The sequence below is a fragment of the Pseudomonas sp. NC02 genome (assembly GCF_002874965.1).
Taxonomy (GTDB): domain Bacteria; phylum Pseudomonadota; class Gammaproteobacteria; order Pseudomonadales; family Pseudomonadaceae; genus Aquipseudomonas.
Map to the genome: position 1 here is coordinate 1,801,302 of NZ_CP025624.1, position 19,368 is coordinate 1,820,669.

Genomic DNA, 19,368 nt, shown 5'->3' on the forward strand with positions numbered 1-19,368 from the left:
AAACTGCTAAAGTGCCGCCCGTTATTACTTAAGAGGATTGTTCCAATGGCGACTAACCGTTCCCGGCGTCTGCGCAAAAAACTGTGCGTTGATGAATTTCAAGAGCTGGGTTTCGAACTGAACCTGGACTTCAAAGAAGGTTTGGACGATGAAGCGGTTGACGCTTTCCTCGAAGCATTCCTGACTGAAGCGATGGACGGCAACGGCCTGGACTACGTCGGCGGTGATGACTTCGGTCTGGTTTGCAAAGCCACCCGTGGTTCGGTCAACGAAGAACAGCGTGCCGCTGTTGAAGCGTGGCTGAAGGCTCGTCCAGAGCTGACCCGCGTTGAAGTCAGCGCCCTGCTGGACGCTTGGCACCCAGAAAAGCCGATTAACCCGGCAGTCTGATGTCATGAAAAAGCGACCCGCCCGGGTCGCTTTTTCGTTACTGGGTCTAAAGAATCAGGCCTTGCGCCAGTTCAGAATCACCAGCGTCAACACCCCCGCGACAATCCCCCAGAACGCCGAACCGATGGAAAACAACGTCAACCCCGACGCTGTGACCATGAAGGTGATCAACGCAGCTTCCCGTTCCCTGGGTTCATTCATGGCGATGCTCAGGCCATTGATGATCGAGCCAAACAACGCCAGTGCCGCAATCGACAGCACCAGTTCCTTGGGCAGGGCGGCGAATAACGCGGCCAATGTCGCGCCAAACACCCCGGCGATCCCGTAGAAAATCCCGCACCAGACCGCGGCGGTGTAGCGCTTGTTGCGATCCTCATGGGCATGAGGGCCGGTGCAGATCGCCGCGCTGATGGCTGCCAGGTTAATGCCATGGGAGCCAAACGGCGCCAGCACCAGCGAGGCCAGGCCGGTGGTAGTGATCAATGGCGACGCCGGTACGTTATAGCCGTCGGCCCGCAGCACCGCGACACCCGGCATGTTCTGCGAGGTCATGGCCACCACGAACAGCGGGATGCCGATGCTGATGGTCGCGGCCAGGGAGAAGTGCGGCGTGGTCCACACCGGCGTTGCCACTTCCAGGTGAAAGCCACTGAAATCCAGCAGCCCCATCAGCCCGGACAGTGCCGTGCCGATCAGCAGTGCCGCGAGCACGGCATAACGCGGCGACAGGCGCTTGATGACCAGGTAAGTGAAGAACATCCCCAGTACCAGCCCGGTACGGTGCTGCGCGGCGACGAAAATCTCGCTGCCGATCTTGAACAGAATCCCCGCCAGCAAGGCGGCCGCCAGGGACGCGGGGATGCGCTTGACGAGTTTTTCGAAGCTGCCGGTCAGCCCACAGATGGTCACCAGCACCGCGCAGGTGATGTAGGCGCCGATGGCCTCGCCGTAGCTGACGCCGCCCAGGCTGGTGATCAACAGCGCCGCGCCCGGTGTGGACCAGGCAATGGTGATCGGCGTGCGGTAGCGCAAGGACAGGCCAATGCTGCACACCGCCATGCCGATGGAGATCGCCCAGATCCACGAGGAAATCTGCGCGGTGGTCAGGCCGGCAGCCTGGCCAGCCTGGAACATCAGCACCAGGGAGCTGGTGTAGCCGGTCATCATGGCAATGAAACCGGCGACGATGGCCGAAGGCGAAGTGTCGGCCAGTGGGCGTAATCGCGCTTGGGGGACGTCGGACATGGGGCGGTGTTCCTTTTACCGGGCTGTCTGTAGGAGCGAGCTTGCTCGCGAAGGTCGTTAACGATGACGCTGGCATCCTGACTGAATGCGGTGCTTATACGTTTTTCGCGAGCAAGCTCGCTCCTACAAAGGAGAAAGTGCGGAATCAAGCCTAAACTCAAACGTAACGATTCATTGCAATACAGCCGGCGCCGCAAACAGCCGTACAGTGTGTTGGCGCACTGGGTTGTGTACAATGTGCGCTGATTTTACGCGATACTTGCCAGCGACCCTCTGTGCCGTATTACAGTCAACGTCAATTCGCCGCCGTTCTCCCGACCCGAGTGCCCATGAACGAACAGTTGCAGCCCCTCAAGAAACAGCCGCGAGCCGGTAAGGCCGGTCGCAGTGGAACCCAGGACGATATCGTCTACGCGCATATCTTCGAGGCGATCCTCGAACAACGCCTGGCGCCCGGTACCAAATTGAGTGAAGAAGCGCTGGGCGAAATCTTCGGCGTCAGCCGCACCATCATTCGCCGCGCGCTGTCGCGCCTGGCCCATGAAGGCGTGGTACTGCTGCGGCCCAATCGTGGTGCGGTAGTGGCCAGCCCGAGCGTCGAGGAAGCCCGCCAGGTATTCCTCGCCCGGCGCCTGGTGGAGCGTGCGATCACTGAATTGGCGGTGCAGCATGCCACGGCCGAGCAACTGGCCGAGCTGCGGCAGATGGTCAACGACGAGCGCGACAGCTTCTCCCGGGGCGATCGCGGCGCGGGCATCCGGCTTTCCGGCGAGTTCCACCTGAAGCTGGCCGAGGCGGCGAAGAATGCGCCGCTGATCAGTTTCCAGCGCAGTCTGGTGTCCCAGACCTCGTTGATCATCGCCCAGTACGAAAGCGGCAACCGCTCGCACTGTTCCTACGATGAGCACACGCAGTTGATCGACGCGATCGAAGCGCGGGATGCGGATTTGGCGGTGAACCTGATGATGCATCACATGGATCACATCGACAGCAAGCTCAACCTCGATGAGGAAAGCGCTTCTGACGATCTGCATGCAGTGTTCTCGCATCTGTTGCAGACAAAGAAGCCGGGGCGCTCGTCTGTAAAACTGTAATTTTCCAGGCTCGCCACTAACTAAATGTGGGAGCGGGCTTGCTCGCGAAGGCGGTGGATCAGTCAGCATATCCAGCGACTGACACACCGCCTTCGCGAGCAAGCCCGCTCCCACATTTGTTTTGTTGTACCTGTTAAATCAGCGTTGATGCACCAATTGCCCCGCCGCATACGTCTGCAGCACCGCCCGGTCATCCCCCAGTGTCATCAACACAAACAACGTCTCGGCGATGTTATTGGCCTGCTTCAGGCGATAGCTGAGCAGCGGGGTGGCGTTGTAATCCAGTACCAGGAAGTCCGCGTCAGTGCCGGGTTGCAGCGTGCCAATCTTGTCTTCCAGACGCAGCGCCCGCGCACCACCCAGGGTCGCCAGGTACAACGACTTGAACGGACTCAAGCGCGCCCCTTGCAGTTGCATCACCTTGTACGCTTCGTTCAGGGTTTGCAGCAGCGAGAAGCTGGTGCCACCGCCGACGTCCGTACCCAGGCCGACATTCAGCTTGTGCTTCTCGGCCATCGGCAGGTTGAACAAACCGCTGCCCAGGAAGAAGTTCGACGTCGGGCAGAACGCGACTGCCGAACCGGCTTCTGCCAACCGCGCGCATTCGTCGTCGCACAGGTGCACACCGTGGGCGAACACCGAGCGTTCACCCAGCAGTTTGTAATGGTCGTACACGTCCAGGTAGCCCTTGCGCTCCGGGAACAGCTCTTTCACCCATTCCACTTCCTGCAGGTTTTCACTGATGTGAGTCTGCATGTAGAGGTCCGGGTATTCCCCCAGCAGCTGCCCGGCGAGGGTCAGTTGTTCAGGCGTACTGGTCGGTGCGAAACGTGGCGTCACCGCGTAGTGCAAACGGCCCTTGCCGTGCCAGCGCTCGATCAGCGCCTTGCTCTCCGCGTAGCCGGATTCGGCGGTGTCGGTCAAATAGTCCGGCGCGTTGCGGTCCATCATTACCTTGCCGGCGATCATCCGCAGGTCGAGCTTCTCGGCCGCTTCAAAAAACGAGTTCACTGACTGCGGGTGCACGCTGCCAAATACCAGCGCGGTGGTGGTGCCGTTGCGCAGCAGTTCCTTGATGAAAATATCCGCGACTTCTTCGGCGTGGGCCTTGTCGGCGAACTGGCTTTCACACGGGAAGGTGTAGGTGTTGAGCCAGTCCAGCAACTGCTCGCCATAGGCACCGACCATGCCGGTCTGCGGCAGGTGGATGTGGGTGTCGATCAGGCCGGGGGTGATCAGCGCGTCCTGGTAATGGGTGACTTCGATGTCGGCGGGCAGGCTGGCGAGCAAGTCGCTGGCATGGCCCAGGGCGCTGATCTGGCCGTTGTCGATCACCAGCAGGCCGTCCTCGAAATATTCGTAGGAGGCTTCGATCCCCACTTCGGCAGGGTCGGCGATGCTGTGCAAAATGGCGGCACGGTAGGCTTTGCGTGTCAAAGGCATGGTCGTCTCAGTTAGTCGCTTGGCTGCGGCGGGATACCGGCAGCAGTTTGGCAATGGGTTCGGCGCTCGCAGTGTGCTGGCCGAAGTTGGCGTTATAGGTGGCGATGATTTCGCCGGCGATGGAGATGGCGATTTCCACAGGCAGTTTGCCTTTGACCTCGGTCAGCCCCATCGGGCAATGCATGCGTTGCAGTTGCGCGGTGTCGAAACCGCGATCCCGCAGGCGGTGTTCAAACTTGACGCGTTTGGTCTTCGAGCCGATCAGGCCGAAGTAGGTGAAGTCATTGCGCTTGAGCAGGGCGGCGGTCAGCTCCAGGTCCAGCGCGTGGTTGTGGGTCATGACGATGCAGTAACTGCCCACAGGCAAGTGGTCGATTTCATCCACCGGCTCTTCGCTGACGATTTTACGCACGCCTTGGGGGATGTGTTCCGGGAATTCCTGTTCCCGGGAATCGATCCAGCGCACCCGGCACGGCAGGCTGGCCAGCAACGGCACCAGCGCGCGGCCCACGTGGCCGGCGCCGAATACCGCGATCTGCGCCTGCACCTGGCCCATGGGTTCGAACAACAGCACCGTCACGCCGCCGCAGCACTGGCCCAGGCTGGCGCCGAGGCTGAAGCGCTCCAGGTGGGTGTTTTGCTGGCCGCGCACAAGCATGTCCCGGGCGATCTGCATCGCCTTGTATTCCAGGTGCCCGCCACCGATGGTGTCGAAGGTGTGGGCGGCGCTGATCACCATCTTCGAACCGGCGTTGCGCGGCGTGGAGCCGAGCTCTTCGATGATGGTCACCAGCACGCAGGGCTCGCCCTGGTTCTGCAGGTCGGCGAGGGCGCTGATCCAGTTGTTCATGTTTACCTCAACATCTCTGTTGTCAGTTCGACCGCCTTCGCGAGCAAGCCCGCTCCCACATTTGATTGGGTTCACACATCAAAATGTGGGAGCCGGGCTTGCCCGCGATGGCAGCGCCTCGGTCTAAAGCGAAGCCAGCTCGGTTTCCGTTTCCACAGCTTTTGCAGCGGTCAGTTGGCGCATCTGCTCACAGCCCCACAACACCCGCTCCGGCGTCGCCGGTGCATCGATCTTCGGCTGATGGCGATAGTCACCCAGGCTCGCCACGGCGTCCTTGATCGCACACCACGAGGCAATACCGAGCATGAACGGCGGCTCACCCACGGCCTTGGAATGGAACACCGTGTCTTCCGGGTTCTTGCGGTTTTCCACCAGCTTCACCCGCAGGTCCAGCGGCATGTCGGCCACCGCCGGGATCTTGTAGCTGGCCGGGCCGTTGGTCATCAGCTTGCCCTTGTTATTCCACACCAGCTCTTCCATGGTCAGCCAACCCATGCCCTGGATGAAGCCGCCTTCGACCTGGCCGATGTCGATGGCCGGGTTCAGCGAGGCGCCCACGTCATGCAGGATGTCGGTGCGCAGCATCTTGTACTCGCCGGTCAGCGTGTCGACGATCACCTCGCAACAGGCCGCGCCGAACGCAAAGTAGTAGAACGGCCGCCCACGTGCCTGGCTGCGGTCGTAGAAGATTTTCGGGGTCTTGTAGAAGCCCGTGCTGGAGAGCGACACCTGGGCGAAATACGCCTGCTGGATCAGCGCTTCAAAGGTCAGGATGTGATCGCGGACCCGCACATGCCCGTTGTGGAATTCAACGTCGGCCTCGCTGACTTCATATTTGCGCGCGGCAAATTCCACCAGGCGCTGCTTGATGGTTTCGGCGGCATTCTGTGCGGCCTTGCCGTTCAGGTCAGCGCCGCTGGAAGCCGCCGTCGGCGAGGTGTTGGGCACCTTGTCGGTGTTGGTGGCGGTGATCTGCACGCGGTCGATTTCCACCTGGAAAATCTCGGCCACCACCTGCGCGACCTTGATGTTCAACCCCTGGCCCATCTCGGTGCCACCGTGGTTCAGGTGGATGCTGCCGTCGGTGTAGATATGGATCAGCGCACCGGCCTGGTTGAGGAAACTGGCGGTGAAGGAAATGCCGAACTTTACCGGTGTGAGTGCCAGGCCTTTTTTCAGGATCGGGCTGTTGGCGTTATAGCGACGGATCGCTTCGCGGCGCTCGAAATACTGGCTGCTTTGTTCGAGTTCGGCGGTCATCTCTTCGAGCATGTTGTGCTCGACGGTCTGGTAGTAGTGGGTGACGTTGCGCTCGGTCTTGCCGTAGTAGTTGGCCTTGCGCACGGCCAGCGGGTCGAGGGCCAGGTGCCGGGCAATCGCGTCCATCACTTCCTCGATGGCGACCATGCCTTGGGGGCCGCCGAAGCCGCGGTAAGCGGTGTTGGAGGCGGTGTTGGTCTTGCAGCGGTGGCCGTTGACGGTGGCGTCGCCCAGGTAATACGAGTTGTCGGAGTGGAACATTGCGCGGTCGACAATCGAGTTCGACAGGTCCGGTGAGCAACCGCAGTTGCCCGCCAGGTCCAGGTTGATGCCGTGCAGCCGGCCACTGTCGTCGAAGCCTACGTCGTACTCGATATAGAACGGGTGGCGCTTGCCGGTCATCAGCATGTCTTCGACACGCGGCAGGCGCATTTTGGTCGGCTGGCCGGTGAGGCGTGCGACCACCGCACACAGGCATGCCGGGCTGGCGGCCTGGGTTTCCTTGCCGCCAAAACCACCGCCCATGCGGCGCATGTCGACCACGATTTTGTTCATCGATACGTCGAGTACTTCGGCCACCAGCTTCTGTACTTCGGTGGGGTTTTGCGTGGAGCAGTAGACGATCATGCCGCCGTCTTCGGTGGGCATCACCGAGGAGATCTGGGTTTCCAGGTAGAAGTGTTCCTGGCCGCCGATGTGCAGGGTGCCCTGGATACGGTTCTTCGCGGTCGCCAGTGCGCCCGCCGAATCACCGCGCTGGTGGGTGTGGCTGTCGAGCACGAAATGTTTTTTGCGAAACGCCTCGACCACGTCCAGCACCGGCTCCAGGTCTTCGTATTCGATCACAGCGGCCATCGCCGCCTTGCGTGCGGTTTCCAGGTCGCGGGCGGCGACGGCCAGCACCACCTGGCCGACGAACTGCACGGTGTCGATGGCCAGCAACGGGTCGCCGGGCATCAACGGGCCGATGTCTTTCAGACCCGGCACGTCTTCGTGGGTGATGACGATGCGCACGCCTTCAAATGCATAGCAGGGCGCGGTGTCGATGCTGAGGATCTTCGCGTGGGCACGGTCCGACATGCGTGCGTAGAGGTGCAATTGGTTGGGGAATTCCAGGCGGTCATCAATGTACTGCGCTTCGCCCGAGACGTGCTTGGCGGCGCTGTCGTGCTTGACGCTGCGACCGACGCCGCTGGTCAGGTCCTTGGCAAACAGTTCGGCGAGTTCGGCCTGGGATTTTTCCACGGCGTGATGGTTAGACATAAGCGGTCACCCGAGTCTCGATGTGCGGCGTTTGCAGTTCGATGAAGTATTTGCGCAGCAGGTTCTGTGCGCTGAGCAGGCGGTATTCCTTGCTGGCGCGGAAGTCCGACAGCGGGGTGAAATCCTCGGCCAGGGCCGCGCAGGCTTTTTCCACGGTGGCGGAATTCCAGGTGGCGCCGTTCAGTACGGCCTCGCAGTTCTTCGCGCGTTTCGGGGTGGCGGCCATGCCGCCGAACGCCACGCGGGCATCGTCGATCACACCGTTAGTGATCTTCAGGTTGAAGGCCGCGCAGACGGCAGAGATGTCATCGTCCAGGCGCTTGGAAACCTTGTAGGCACGGAACAGCGGCACGCCTTTGGGCACGATGATTTTCTCGATGAATTCGCTGTCCTGGCGGGCAGTGACGCGGTAGTCGATGAAATAGTCTTCCAGCGCCAGGGTACGGCGGGTGTTGCCCTTGCACAGCACGATCTGCGCGCCGAGGGCGATCAGCAGTGGCGGCGAGTCACCGATGGGCGAGGCATTGCCGATATTGCCGCCCAGGGTGCCCTGGTTGCGGATCTGCAACGAGGCGAAACGGTGGAGCAATTCGCCGAAATCCGGGTATTCGTGGTTGAGCGCGCTGTAGCAATCGGACAGGGGAGTGGCGGCGCCGATTTCCAGGCGGTCGTCGAAGCTTTCGATGCGCTTCATCTCTTCGATATTGCCGACGTAGATCATCACCGGCAGCGTGCGGTGGAACTGGGTGACTTCCAGCGCCAGGTCGGTGCCGCCGGCCAGCAGCCGGGCTTGTGGGTAAGCGTCGTAAAGGTCCGCCAGGTCGGCGACGGTCAGCGGCACCAGGCAGCGTTTGTCGCCGCTGTTCAACTCGCCGGTTTGCGTCGGGGCGATGGCTTTCAGGCGGGCGATGGTGTCGGCCTGGCGACTGTCGAACTGGTCCTGGGGCTTGTTGCAGCAGGCCTGTTCGGCGGCGGCAAGAATCGGGCGATAGCCGGTGCAGCGGCAGAGGTTGCCGGCCAGGGCTTCGTGGGCCTTTTGGCTGTCGGGTGCATCACTGTTCTTTTGCAGGGCGAACAGCGACATCACAAAGCCCGGGGTGCAGAAGCCGCATTGCGAACCGTGGCACTCCACCATGGCCTGTTGCACGCTGTGGAGTTGGCCCTGGTGCTTGAGGTCTTCGACGCTGATCAGTTGTTTGCCGTGCAGGGACGAGACAAACGTCAGGCACGAATTGAGGCTGCGATAGCGAATCTGCTCGGCGCCCTGATCGTCGGTGTGCAACTCGCCGACTACCACGGTGCAGGCGCCACAGTCGCCGCTGGCGCAGCCTTCCTTGGTGCCGGATTTGCCCAGGTGCTCACGCAAATAGTTGAGCACGGTCAGGTTCGGGTCCAGGGCGTGCTCGCTACGGAGCTCCTGGTTTAGTAAAAACTGGATCACGGAAGGCCTCGCAGACTCATTATTGTTGTTAACCGCTTTGCGCCGAATCTAGTCATGTCTGACTTTTCGGTCAACGATTTTCTGACCGAAAGGTCAAGAAAATGCGATATCAACATCCTTAATTATGGTCCAGTTCTCTGGAACCGCCGTTTTTGGGGGCTTCTGGACTTTAATGGCTGCTTATTTCATGCCAAATTCCGCTCTGTGGGCCGTACGCCATCAACCGGCAAGTGCGCTACACTGCCGCGCTTGTACCGATAGAAGATTTTGAAGGGAAAACATGACGTTCAAGGCGCCGGATAGTCTTGCCGAGCAAATCGCTCACCACCTCGCCGAACGTATCATTCGCGGCGATCTCAAGCCTGGGGAGCGGATCCAGGAGCAGAAGGTCACACTGGCGCTGAATGTCAGTCGTGGTTCCGTGCGCGAAGCCTTGCTGATCCTCGAGCGCCGGCACCTGATTGCGATCCTGCCGCGCCGTGGCGCCCACGTCACCGAGCTGACGGCCCACAAGGTGCAAAGCCTGTGCACGCTGATGGGCGAGCTGTACATCCTGCTGGGCAATGCGGTCGCCGCCGGCTGGCAGACCCAGGCCGACATGGCGCCGTTCGTGCAAATCCAGCAGCGCCTGATCGCCAGCTTCGAACGCCAGGACATCCGCGCCTTCGTCGAAGAGAGCTTCAACGTGATGCGTGCCGCCTATCCGTTCGCCAACAACCCGTACCTGCAGGAAACCGTCGAGAACCTGCAGCCGGCGATGAACCGCGCCTATTACCTGGCGCTGGATCAGCGCAAGGCGTCCATGAGCGAGTACCTGGTGCTGTTCGAGCAATTGCTCGCCGCCGTGCTGGCCCGTGACCTGCCGCAGATTCGCCTGGTGCTCTCGGCCTACGGCGAGCGCAGTTGCTCGCTGGTCATTGCTGCGTTGGCGGAAGCCTAAGCGTGCGGCTCAAGTGCATCAAACTGGCGGGGTTCAAATCCTTCGTCGACCCGACCACGGTGAACTTCCCCAGTAACATGGCGGCAGTGGTCGGGCCCAATGGCTGCGGCAAGTCGAACATCATCGACGCCGTACGCTGGGTGATGGGCGAGAGCTCCGCAAAAAACCTGCGTGGCGAGTCGATGACCGACGTCATCTTCAACGGCTCCACCAGCCGCAAGCCGGTGAGCCAGGCCAGCATCGAACTGGTGTTCGACAATTCCGACGGCACCCTGGTGGGCGAGTACGCGGCCTATGCGGAAATCTCCATTCGCCGCAAAGTGACCCGCGACAGCCAGAACAGCTACTTCCTCAACGGCATCAAGTGTCGCCGCCGGGACATCACCGACATCTTCCTCGGTACCGGCCTGGGCCCGCGCAGCTATTCGATCATCGAACAGGGGATGATCTCCAAGCTGATCGAAGCCAAGCCCGAAGACCTGCGTAACTTTATCGAGGAAGCGGCCGGCATCTCCAAGTACAAGGAGCGCCGCCGCGAGACCGAAAACCGTATCCGCCGTACCCATGAAAACCTTGCCCGTCTGACTGACCTGCGTGAAGAGCTGGAGCGCCAGCTGGAGCGCCTGCACCGCCAGGCCCAGGCCGCCGAGAAGTATCAGGAATACAAGGGCGAGGAGCGTCAGCTCAAGGCGCAACTGTCGGCCCTGCGCTGGCAGGCGTTGAATGACCAGGTGGGCCAGCGCGAAGCAATCATCGGCACCCAGGAAATCAGCTTCGAAGCCCTGGTGGCCGAGCAGCGCAATGCCGACGCCAGCATCGAACGCCTGAGGGACGGTCACCATGACCTGTCCGAGCGCTTCAATCTGGTGCAGGGGCGCTTCTATTCGGTGGGCGGCGATATCGCCCGGGTCGAGCAGAGCATCCAGCACGGCCAGCAGCGTTTGCGCCAGTTGCAGGACGACTTGAAAGAAGCCGAGCGTGCGCGCCTGGAAACCGAATCGCACCTGGGCCACGACCGCACCTTGCTGCTGACCCTTGGGGAGGAGCTGGACATGCTCACTCCCGAGCAGGAAGTCACCAGCGCCGCTGCCGAGGAAGCCGCTGCGGCCCTGGAAGAATCCGAAACCACCATGCACGCCTGGCAGGAGCAGTGGGACACGTTCAACCTGCAATCTGCCGAGCCGCGCCGCCAGGCTGAGGTGCAGCAGTCACGCATCCAGCAACTGGAAACCAGCATGGAGCGCCTGGCCGAGCGTCAGCGGCGCCTGGTGGAAGAGCGCGTGCTGCTCGCTGCCGACCCGGAAGATGCAGCGATCCTCGAACTGAGCGAGAAACTCGCCGAAAGCGAAATGACGCTGGAAGAGCTGGAAGCCAGCGAAGAACAACAAGTGGAGCGCCTCGAGCAATTGCGTCAGCAACTGCAGCAGGCGACCCAGGCACAGCAGCAGGCCCAGGGCGATTTGCAGCGGCTCAACGGCCGGTTGGCTTCCCTGGAAGCCTTGCAGCAAGCGGCGCTTGACCCGGGCACCGGCACGGCTGAATGGCTGCGTGACCAACACCTGGCCGAGCGTCCGCGCCTGGCCGAAGGCCTGAAGGTTGAAGCCGGTTGGGAGCTGGCGGTGGAAACCGTGCTCGGCGCCGACCTGCAAGCGGTGCTGGTGGATGATTTTGGCGGGTTTGACCTGGCGGGTTTTGCCCAGGGCGATCTGCGTTTGCTCAGCCCGGCGGCGGACGGCACTCGCGTGCCGGGCAGCCTGCTGGATAAAGTGGAGGCGGCGATTGACCTGTCGCCGTGGCTCGGCCAGGTCAAGCCGGTCGACAGCCTTGAGCAGGCCCTGGCCCAGCGCGGGCAGTTGGCCGCCGGGCAAAGCCTGATCAGCCGTGATGGCTTTTGGGTCGGCCGGCACTTTTTGCGGGTACGGCGCGCCAGCGAAGCGGAAAGCGGCGTATTGGCCCGTGGCCAGGAAATCGTCAACCTGACCGCCGAGCGCGAAGAGCGCGAAGCCACACTCGAGTCCCTGGAAAACCAGCTGCAAACCCTGCGCGCCACCCAGCGCCAGCAAGAGACCGGCCGCGAACACCTGCGCCGGCTGTTGCAGGACGAAGCGCGCCAGCAGGGCGAATTGAAAGCCCAGCTCTCGGCGAGCAAGGCCAAGGTCGAGCAACTGACCCTGCGCCGCACCCGGCTCGACGAAGAAGTGGCCGAGATGGGCGAGCAACGCGCCCTCGAACACGAACAAGTCGGCGAAGCACGCCTGCAATTGCAGGAAGCCCTCGACAGCATGGCCCTGGACACCGAGCAGCGCGAGTTGCTGCTGGCCCAGCGCGACAGCTTGCGCGAGCGCCTCGACCGGGTGCGCCAGGAAGCTCGCCAGCACAAGGATCACGCCCATCAATTGGCCGTGCGCCTCGGCTCCCTGCGGGCGCAGCACGACTCCACGCGCCAGGCCCTTGAGCGCCTGGAAATGCAGTCCGAACGCCTGACCGAAAAACGCGAGCAACTGAGCCTCAACCTGGAGGAGGGCGAGGCCCCGCTGGAAGAGCTGCGCCTGAAGCTTGAAGAGTTGCTCGACAAGCGCATGACCGTCGACGAAGAGCTCAAGACCGCCCAAATCGCCCTGGAAGACGCCGACCGCGAACTGCGCGACGCGGAAAAACGCCGGACCCAGGCCGAGCAACAGTCGCAACTGATCCGGGGCCAGCTCGAACAGCAGCGCATGGAATGGCAGGCCCTGACGGTGCGCCGCAAAACCCTGCAAGACCAGTTGCTGGAAGACGGCTACGACCTGCACGGCGTGCTCAATACCCTGACCGCCGAGGCCAACGAGAAAGAAGCCGAAGAAGAACTTGAGCGGATTGCCGCGCGCATTCAACGACTCGGCGCGATCAACCTCGCGGCCATCGACGAGTACCAGCAGCAGTCCGAGCGCAAACGTTATCTGGATGCGCAGAACGCCGATCTTGTCGAAGCGCTGGACACCCTGGAAAACGTGATCCGCAAGATCGACAAGGAAACCCGTAATCGCTTCAAAGATACCTTTGATCAGATTAATGGTGGTTTACAGGCGTTATTCCCGAAAGTTTTCGGTGGTGGCAGCGCTTACTTGGAACTGACGGGCGAAGATCTACTCGATACAGGGGTAACGATCATGGCGCGGCCTCCGGGCAAGAAGAACAGCACCATCCATTTGTTGTCTGGTGGCGAGAAGGCACTGACCGCATTGGCCCTGGTATTTGCGATCTTCAAGTTGAACCCGGCGCCGTTTTGCATGCTCGACGAAGTTGACGCCCCGCTGGATGACGCTAACGTTGGACGGTACGCCCGACTGGTTAAAGAGATGTCCCAGACGGTGCAGTTCATCTATATCACCCACAACAAGATCGCCATGGAAATGGCCGATCAATTGATGGGCGTGACGATGCACGAGCCGGGCTGTTCGCGATTGGTGGCGGTGGATGTCGAAGAGGCGATGGCGCTGGTGGAATCCTGAGCCGCAGATCGAAGGAGGATTTTCAGCAGGACGTAAGGTGATTTACCGGTCTGGGAAAAGTGGCAAATGGACATATTTGTTCAAGGCATTTTGACAGACGGTGTAAAGTTATCTTTGGTCGTGCTAGTTTAATGTCAAATTTTCGTATGCGTGGGCAAAACGTCATTCAGAACATAGAGTTGGCGCCACGTTTTAAAGCGGTTTGCACGGTGCTAAACCCCTTATTTTTCAGCATTTTTTATTAGAGGCACGGGATTACATGGAAATCGGTCTGCGCGAGTGGCTGATCGTCATCGGCATTATTGTCATTGCCGGTATTCTTTTTGATGGCTGGCGCCGGATGCGTGGCGGCAAGGGCAAGTTGAAATTTCGCCTGGACCGCAACCTGTCCAATTTGCCGGACGACGACGGCAGCGCCGAGCTGCTGGGGCCACCGCGTGTCCTGGACAACCATAAAGAACCGCACCTGGACGAGCACGACCTGCCGTCGATGAGCGCACCGGTGCGTGAAGCCCGTGAACCCAAGCGCGGCAAGCGCAGCGCGGCCAGCGAGCCATCCCAGGGCGACCTGAACCTGGACCTGGAAGAAGGCCCGAGCTTCAGCAGCCGTGATGACGACTTCCCGGATGAGTCCCCGGCCAAGAGCGCCCATAAAGAATCCGTCAAGGACCAGCCGGCTGCCGAAGAGGTGCTGGTGATCAGCGTGATCTGCCGTGACGCCGCCGGCTTCAAGGGCCCGGCCCTGCTGCAGAATATTCTGGAAAGCGGTCTGCGCTTTGGCGAGATGGATATTTTCCATCGCCACGAAAGCATGGCCGGCAACGGCGAAGTCCTGTTCTCCATGGCCAATGCGGTCAAGCCGGGCATCTTCGATCTGGACGACATCGACCATTTCAGCACTCCGGCGGTGAGCTTCTTCCTCGGCTTGCCGGGCCCGCGTCACCCGAAACAAGCGTTCGACGTGATGGTGGCGGCAGCTCGCAAGCTGTCCCAGGAACTCAACGGCGAACTCAAGGACGATCAACGCAGTGTCCTGACCGCCCAGACCATCGAGCATTACCGTCAGCGCATCGTCGAGTTCGAGCGTCGTGCCCTGACACAGAAGCGCTAAGGTCCAAGCTTAAGCGTTGCCTGTAGAATCCATGCACTAACATATTGAGCAGCTTCGGCTGCTCTTTTGCTTTATGAGAGAACACCCATGACCGCCGCCCACACCCGCATCCTCGAACTGCGCGCTGAACTGGATCAGCACAACTACCGTTACCACGTCCTCGACGAGCCGAGCATTCCGGACGCCGAGTACGACCGTTTGTTCCACGAGCTCAAGGCGCTTGAAGCCGAGCACCCGGAGCTGGTAACCCGTGATTCACCGACGCAGCGGGTCGGCAGTGCGGCATTGTCTGCGTTCACTCAGGTACGCCACGAAATCCCGATGCTCAGCCTCGGCAACGCCTTTGATGAAAGCACCATGCTGGAATTCGATCGCCGGGTCACTGAAGGCCTGGACCTGCCCGTGGGCGACCTGTTTGGCGGTGGCGCAGCGGTGGAGTACAGCTGCGAGCCGAAGCTCGATGGCCTGGCGGTCAGCCTGCTGTATCAGGACGGTGAGCTGGTGCGTGGCGCCACCCGTGGCGATGGCACCACTGGCGAAGACATCAGCGTCAACGTGCGTACCGTGCGCAACATTCCTTTGAAACTGCACGGCACCGGCTGGCCGGCGACCCTCGAAGTGCGCGGCGAAGTATTCATGTCCAAGGCCGGTTTCGAGCGGCTGAACGCCACCCAGCTGGAAGTTGGCGGCAAGACTTTCGCCAACCCGCGCAACGCGGCGGCGGGTAGCCTGCGTCAGCTGGACTCGAAGATCACCGCCAGCCGTCCGCTGGAATTCTGCTGCTATGGCGTGACCACGGATATCAGCGACACCCACATCGGCAACCTGCAACAGCTGAAGAAGTGGGGCATGCCCATCAGCCATGAGCTGAAGCTGGCAAAAGGGATTCAGGATTGCCTCGACTACTACCGCGATATCGGTGAGCGCCGCAACGCCTTGCCCTATGAAATCGACGGCGTGGTGTTCAAGGTCAACAGCATTGCCTACCAGCGGGAGCTGGGCTTCCGTGCCCGCGAGCCGCGCTGGGCAATTGCCCATAAATTCCCGGCCATGGAAGAGCTGACCGAGCTGCTTGACGTTGAATTCCAGGTCGGCCGCACCGGCGCTGTGACACCCGTGGCACGCTTGAAACCGGTCAAGGTCGCGGGTGTGACCGTGTCCAACGCCACACTGCACAACATGGACGAGGTGGCACGCCTGGGCCTGATGATCGGCGACACGGTGATCATCCGCCGTGCCGGTGATGTGATTCCCCAAGTGGTATCGGTGGTGACCGAGCGCCGCCCGGAAAACGCCCGTGCGGTGCAGATCCCCGAGAGCTGCCCGGTGTGCGGCTCCCACGTTGAGCGTACGCAACTGGTCAAGCGCAGCAAGGGCAAGGAAACCGTCAGTGAAGGCGCGGTGTACCGCTGCGTCGGGCGCCTGGCCTGTGGTGCGCAGCTCAAGCAGGCGATCATCCATTTCGTTTCGCGCCGGGCCATGGACATCGATGGCCTGGGCGACAAGACCATCGAGCAACTGGTGGACGAAAAACTCATCGGCTCGCCGGCGGATCTCTACAAGCTCAAGTACGAACAGATCATCGACCTGGAAGGTTTTGCCGACGTTTCCAGCAAGAAGCTGATTGCCTCTATTGAAAACAGCAAGACGCCAACCCTCGCACGGTTTATCTACGCTCTGGGCATTCCCGATGTGGGCGAGGAGACGGCCAAGGTGCTGGCGCGCTCGCTGGCATCCCTGGAGCGCGTGCAGCAGGCCTTGCCGGAAGTGCTGACGTACTTGCCGGACGTTGGCCTGGAAGTGGCCCACGAGATTCACAGCTTCTTTGAAGACAGCCATAACCAGGATGTGATTGGCGCCCTGATCGCGAAGGACGAGTGCGGCCTGGAGTTGCAGGAGCAGGGCGACCTGAGCGCCGAGTTTGCGGCCAGCACCACGTTGGGCGGCTTGCTCGACAAGCTGCACGTGCCGTCCGTGGGCCCGGGCGCCGCGCAGAAACTCGCCGACAAATTCGGCTCCCTCGAAGGCGTGATCAAGGCCGACTGGCTCGACATGCGCCAGGCTTTGCCGGAGAAGCAGGCCAAGGCCGTCCGGGACTTTTTTGATATTGAAGAAAACGCCCGGCGCGCGCTGGCCATCGAGCAACAGCTCAAGGACTTCGGCATGCACTGGCAGAGTGAGAAGAAAGTCGTCGAAGGCTTGCCCGAGGCCGGTCACACCTGGGTGCTCACCGGCTCCCTGGAACTGATGAGCCGCGATGTTGCCAAGGAAAAACTCGAAAGCCTGGGCGCCAAGGTGGCGGGCTCGGTGTCGGCGAAAACCCACTGCGTGGTCGCCGGGCCGGGCGCGGGTTCGAAGCTGGCCAAGGCCACTGAGCTGGGCTTGAAAGTGCTGGATGAAGAGGCGTTCGTGGCATTTTTGGCCAAGCACAACATCACGGTCTGATGATCGTTCCCACGCTCTGCGTGGGAACGCCGCCCTGGACGCTCTGCGTCCGCTCTGAAAGGTGCGACGCGGAGCGTCACTGGATGCATTCCCACGCGGAGCGTGGGAACGATCTCTCCCGGGCAATGCTCTAGTCTGATGATCGTTCCCACGCTCTGCGTGGGAACGCCGCCCTGGACGCTCTGCGTCCGCTCTGAAAGGTGCGACGCGGAGCGTCACTGGATGCATTCCCACGCAGAGCGTGGGAACGATCTCTCTCGGGCAATGCTCTAGTATTGGCAAGCCTCCCGGAGAGATCGCCATGTACCGCTTCTTCGAACAACTCAGTTCGCGCATCGCCGCACCGTTCATGGCCGAGACCTCGCGCAACAGCAAGGTCTGGCAGTGCCGCTGTGGGCAATCGCTGTTCTTTCGCAACAGCCAGTGCCTGGCCTGCTCGGCGCTGCTGGGCTATCAGCCGGAGCAGAGTCGCCTGTCCTCCCTGCAGCCCGGCCCGTATGCCGATACCTGGCTGCTGGACGCCGACCCTGAAGCCGGTGCCTTTCGCCGCTGCGCCAACCTCGACACGCCGGCCGCCTGCAACTGGCTGCTGCCCGCCGACAACGGCCAGGTCTTGTGCGTGGCCTGCAGCCTGAACCGCACCATTCCCGACCTGTCGATCCCCGAAAACCCCGAACGCTGGCGCAAGGTCGAAACCGCCAAGCGTCGTCTGGTGGCCCAACTCATCAGCCTGGGCTTGCAGGTGATTCCCAAGACGGTGGACGAAGACACCGGCCTGGCCTTCGATTTTGTCGGCATCGACCTGGAAGGCAACGCGCCCACCACCGGCCACGCCAATGGCCTGATCACCCTCGACATCAAGGAAGCCGACGACGCCCACCGTGAGAAAATTCGCGTACAGATGCGCGAGCCTTACCGCACCTTGCTCGGTCACTTCCGTCACGAGGTCGGCCATTACTACTGGGACCGCCTGATCGCCAACAGCCATTGGCTGGAGCCGTTCCGCACGCTGTTCGGTGACGAGCGCGCCAGCTACGCCGACGCCCTGGAGCAGCACTACCAGAACGGCCCGCGCCCGGACTGGCAGCAAACCTGCGTCAGCGCCTACGCCACCATGCACCCGTGGGAAGACTGGGCGGAAACCTGGGCGCATTACCTGCACATGATGGACGCCGTCGACACCGCGCTGGGCTTCGGCATGAGCGCCCGGGAGATGGACCTGGATTACCAGCCGTTCCCCCTCAGCACCCTCTACGACCCCGGGCATCCCGGCGGCACGGCGTTCCTGTCATTCGTCAATGCGTGGATCGAACTGGCCGGCATGCTCAACGAACTGTCCCGCAGCATGGGCCAGCCGGATTTCTATCCGTTCGTCCTGCCGCCGGCGGTGATTGCCAAGCTGCACTTCATTCACCTGGTGATCCAGCAAGAGGGCGGTCGGGCGGACGAGGTCGTGCTTTTGTAGGAGCAAGCTTGCTCCTGCAGCCAAGTACTTGAACCATCAGATATTTTTAATCCCGCGCCAACGGTTGTAACTTCCGATGAGATCGGTACAATGGCGCGGCTTGCCGAGAGGCGAGCGTCGTTATGGTGACCCCATCGGTCCCCCCGCAACGATTACCCGTGAACCTGGTCAGAGCCGGAAGGCAGCAGCCACAGCGGGAACATTGTGTGCCGGGGTGTGGCTGGTGGGGTTGCCTCCATAACGCAACCCTCCTTGATTCAAAAAAATACTTTTATGAAGCCCTTCGCTGACAATCGTCATCTGCGAAGCGATTTCTGCTGTTCGCTCATCAGGGTTACTGACGGTACAGCGGGAACTCTCCCATGGCCGGAATCACTTCTGCGCGCAACCTCGCCATGTGCCCGGGCAACTCCTGTCGTGCGGCAGGCGTGTCGGACGGGATGTTCTTGGCAAAGTGGAAGCTGATGATTTGGCCGGTCCCGTTGTCCTTGTAGTATTTGAAGATATTGAACTCAAAGAAGCTGCCGTCCTTGCGTGTGGAGGTCGGATAAAACAGCAGCACGTAGATCGCATCGGTTTTCTCGTCTGAAAACATCTCCACCGGAAGGTTGGGGTATTCCTGTTTGTGGGCCTGCGCGGTCAGGTTGGCAAGATCCCGGGGCTCGTTGCCGGTGGTCTGGGGCGGCGCGAGGCGAAAATCCACCAGTTCGCTCCAGGCGTTGACGCTTTCTGGTGCGAGGAAATACTCCCAGAGCGGAACGTTGCCCCGGGCCTGGTATTTCAGGACGTATGTTTTCCCTGCAAACACCACCGACTTTGTCTCGGCGATCGACGGGCGGGACAGGTCCGGCGGCGCCACAGGCGGTTTGGATGCACAGCCGAACAGCAGCAGGACAGTCGATACCACGATTAGCCAACGCATGGGCACCT

The 19,368-nt window shown here is 61.4% G+C and carries 13 protein-coding genes and 1 other RNA gene; 8 read left to right on the plus strand and 6 right to left on the minus strand.

Annotation, left to right across the window (positions count from 1 at the left end; all coding sequences use genetic code 11):
- Nucleotides 1-45 precede the first annotated feature (45 nt).
- The gene (locus tag C0058_RS08410; RefSeq protein ID WP_003219101.1) at nucleotides 46-390 is read left to right on the plus strand and encodes a YggL family protein; all 345 of its coding nucleotides are present in this window, start codon (nucleotides 46-48) and stop codon (nucleotides 388-390) included.
- Nucleotides 391-444: 54 nt separating this feature from the next.
- Here C0058_RS08410 and C0058_RS08415 read toward each other — a convergent pair whose 3' ends face one another.
- On the minus strand, nucleotides 445-1,635 hold the full coding sequence (locus C0058_RS08415) for a benzoate/H(+) symporter BenE family transporter (protein WP_008437554.1): 1,191 nt from the start codon (nucleotides 1,633-1,635) through the stop codon (nucleotides 445-447).
- Between the two features lie 329 nt (nucleotides 1,636-1,964).
- On the opposite strand from C0058_RS08415, the gene C0058_RS08420 reads away from it, so the two are divergent.
- A complete protein-coding gene (locus tag C0058_RS08420) occupies nucleotides 1,965-2,729 on the plus strand; it encodes a GntR family transcriptional regulator (protein ID WP_003219095.1) in 765 nt (254 codons plus the stop codon).
- Nucleotides 2,730-2,867: 138 nt separating this feature from the next.
- On the opposite strand, the gene guaD is transcribed toward C0058_RS08420, so the two are convergent.
- From guaD to xdhA, 4 genes are all read right to left on the minus strand, one after another.
- Nucleotides 2,868-4,172 (minus strand): guanine deaminase, encoded by a 1,305-nt coding sequence (guaD, locus tag C0058_RS08425; RefSeq protein WP_003219093.1) that lies wholly within the window; start codon nucleotides 4,170-4,172, stop codon nucleotides 2,868-2,870.
- Between the two features lie 7 nt (nucleotides 4,173-4,179).
- Complete coding sequence (gene xdhC, locus C0058_RS08430; protein WP_102368368.1) at nucleotides 4,180-5,022, minus strand: xanthine dehydrogenase accessory protein XdhC; 843 nt, start codon at nucleotides 5,020-5,022, stop codon at nucleotides 4,180-4,182.
- A gap of 123 nt (nucleotides 5,023-5,145) precedes the next feature.
- Complete coding sequence (gene xdhB, locus C0058_RS08435; RefSeq protein WP_003219089.1) at nucleotides 5,146-7,545, minus strand: xanthine dehydrogenase molybdopterin binding subunit; 2,400 nt, start codon at nucleotides 7,543-7,545, stop codon at nucleotides 5,146-5,148.
- Complete coding sequence (xdhA, locus tag C0058_RS08440; RefSeq protein WP_102368369.1) at nucleotides 7,538-8,986, minus strand: xanthine dehydrogenase small subunit; 1,449 nt, start codon at nucleotides 8,984-8,986, stop codon at nucleotides 7,538-7,540. Before xdhA ends, xdhB begins: the two co-directional genes overlap by 8 nt.
- Before the next feature lie 280 nt (nucleotides 8,987-9,266).
- Between xdhA and C0058_RS08445 the strand changes: the two genes are divergently transcribed.
- From C0058_RS08445 to ffs, 6 genes are all read left to right on the plus strand, one after another.
- On the plus strand, nucleotides 9,267-9,926 hold the full coding sequence (locus C0058_RS08445) for a GntR family transcriptional regulator (protein WP_003219085.1): 660 nt from the start codon (nucleotides 9,267-9,269) through the stop codon (nucleotides 9,924-9,926).
- A gap of 2 nt (nucleotides 9,927-9,928) precedes the next feature.
- Nucleotides 9,929-13,417, plus strand: coding sequence for a chromosome segregation protein SMC (gene smc, locus C0058_RS08450; protein ID WP_102368370.1), 3,489 nt, complete (start codon nucleotides 9,929-9,931; stop codon nucleotides 13,415-13,417).
- A gap of 259 nt (nucleotides 13,418-13,676) precedes the next feature.
- Nucleotides 13,677-14,528: a cell division protein ZipA gene (zipA, locus tag C0058_RS08455; protein ID WP_003219080.1), complete on the plus strand. Its 852-nt coding sequence runs from the start codon at nucleotides 13,677-13,679 to the stop codon at nucleotides 14,526-14,528.
- A gap of 87 nt (nucleotides 14,529-14,615) precedes the next feature.
- A complete protein-coding gene (gene ligA, locus C0058_RS08460) occupies nucleotides 14,616-16,973 on the plus strand; it encodes an NAD-dependent DNA ligase LigA (protein ID WP_102368371.1) in 2,358 nt (785 codons plus the stop codon).
- 301 nt (nucleotides 16,974-17,274) lie between these two features.
- The gene (locus C0058_RS08475) at nucleotides 17,275-18,438 is read left to right on the plus strand and encodes a putative zinc-binding metallopeptidase (RefSeq protein ID WP_003219075.1); all 1,164 of its coding nucleotides are present in this window, start codon (nucleotides 17,275-17,277) and stop codon (nucleotides 18,436-18,438) included.
- A 132-nt stretch (nucleotides 18,439-18,570) separates the two neighbouring features.
- Nucleotides 18,571-18,667: signal recognition particle sRNA small type (gene ffs / locus C0058_RS08480), an RNA gene on the plus strand.
- 105 nt (nucleotides 18,668-18,772) lie between these two features.
- Here ffs and C0058_RS08485 read toward each other — a convergent pair.
- The gene (locus C0058_RS08485) at nucleotides 18,773-19,360 is read right to left on the minus strand and encodes a hypothetical protein (RefSeq protein ID WP_087694831.1); all 588 of its coding nucleotides are present in this window, start codon (nucleotides 19,358-19,360) and stop codon (nucleotides 18,773-18,775) included.
- Between the last annotated feature and the right edge of the window lie 8 nt (nucleotides 19,361-19,368).

What these genes read in the sequence shown, in the direction of transcription:
- C0058_RS08420 (WP_003219095.1), top strand. Translation starts at nt 1,965, where the DNA reads ATGAACGAACAGTTGCAGCCCCTCAAGAAACAGCCGCGAGCCGGTAAG.
- C0058_RS08475 (WP_003219075.1), top strand. Translation starts at nt 17,275, where the DNA reads ATGTACCGCTTCTTCGAACAACTCAGTTCGCGCATCGCCGCACCGTTC.
- xdhB (WP_003219089.1), bottom strand. Translation starts at nt 7,545, where the DNA reads ATGTCTAACCATCACGCCGTGGAAAAATCCCAGGCCGAACTCGCCGAA.
- guaD (WP_003219093.1), bottom strand. Translation starts at nt 4,172, where the DNA reads ATGCCTTTGACACGCAAAGCCTACCGTGCCGCCATTTTGCACAGCATC.
- C0058_RS08485 (WP_087694831.1), bottom strand. Translation starts at nt 19,360, where the DNA reads ATGCGTTGGCTAATCGTGGTATCGACTGTCCTGCTGCTGTTCGGCTGT.
- C0058_RS08415 (WP_008437554.1), bottom strand. Translation starts at nt 1,635, where the DNA reads ATGTCCGACGTCCCCCAAGCGCGATTACGCCCACTGGCCGACACTTCG.
- zipA (WP_003219080.1), top strand. Translation starts at nt 13,677, where the DNA reads ATGGAAATCGGTCTGCGCGAGTGGCTGATCGTCATCGGCATTATTGTC.
- C0058_RS08445 (WP_003219085.1), top strand. Translation starts at nt 9,267, where the DNA reads ATGACGTTCAAGGCGCCGGATAGTCTTGCCGAGCAAATCGCTCACCAC.
- ligA (WP_102368371.1), top strand. Translation starts at nt 14,616, where the DNA reads ATGACCGCCGCCCACACCCGCATCCTCGAACTGCGCGCTGAACTGGAT.
- C0058_RS08410 (WP_003219101.1), top strand. Translation starts at nt 46, where the DNA reads ATGGCGACTAACCGTTCCCGGCGTCTGCGCAAAAAACTGTGCGTTGAT.
- xdhC (WP_102368368.1), bottom strand. Translation starts at nt 5,022, where the DNA reads ATGAACAACTGGATCAGCGCCCTCGCCGACCTGCAGAACCAGGGCGAG.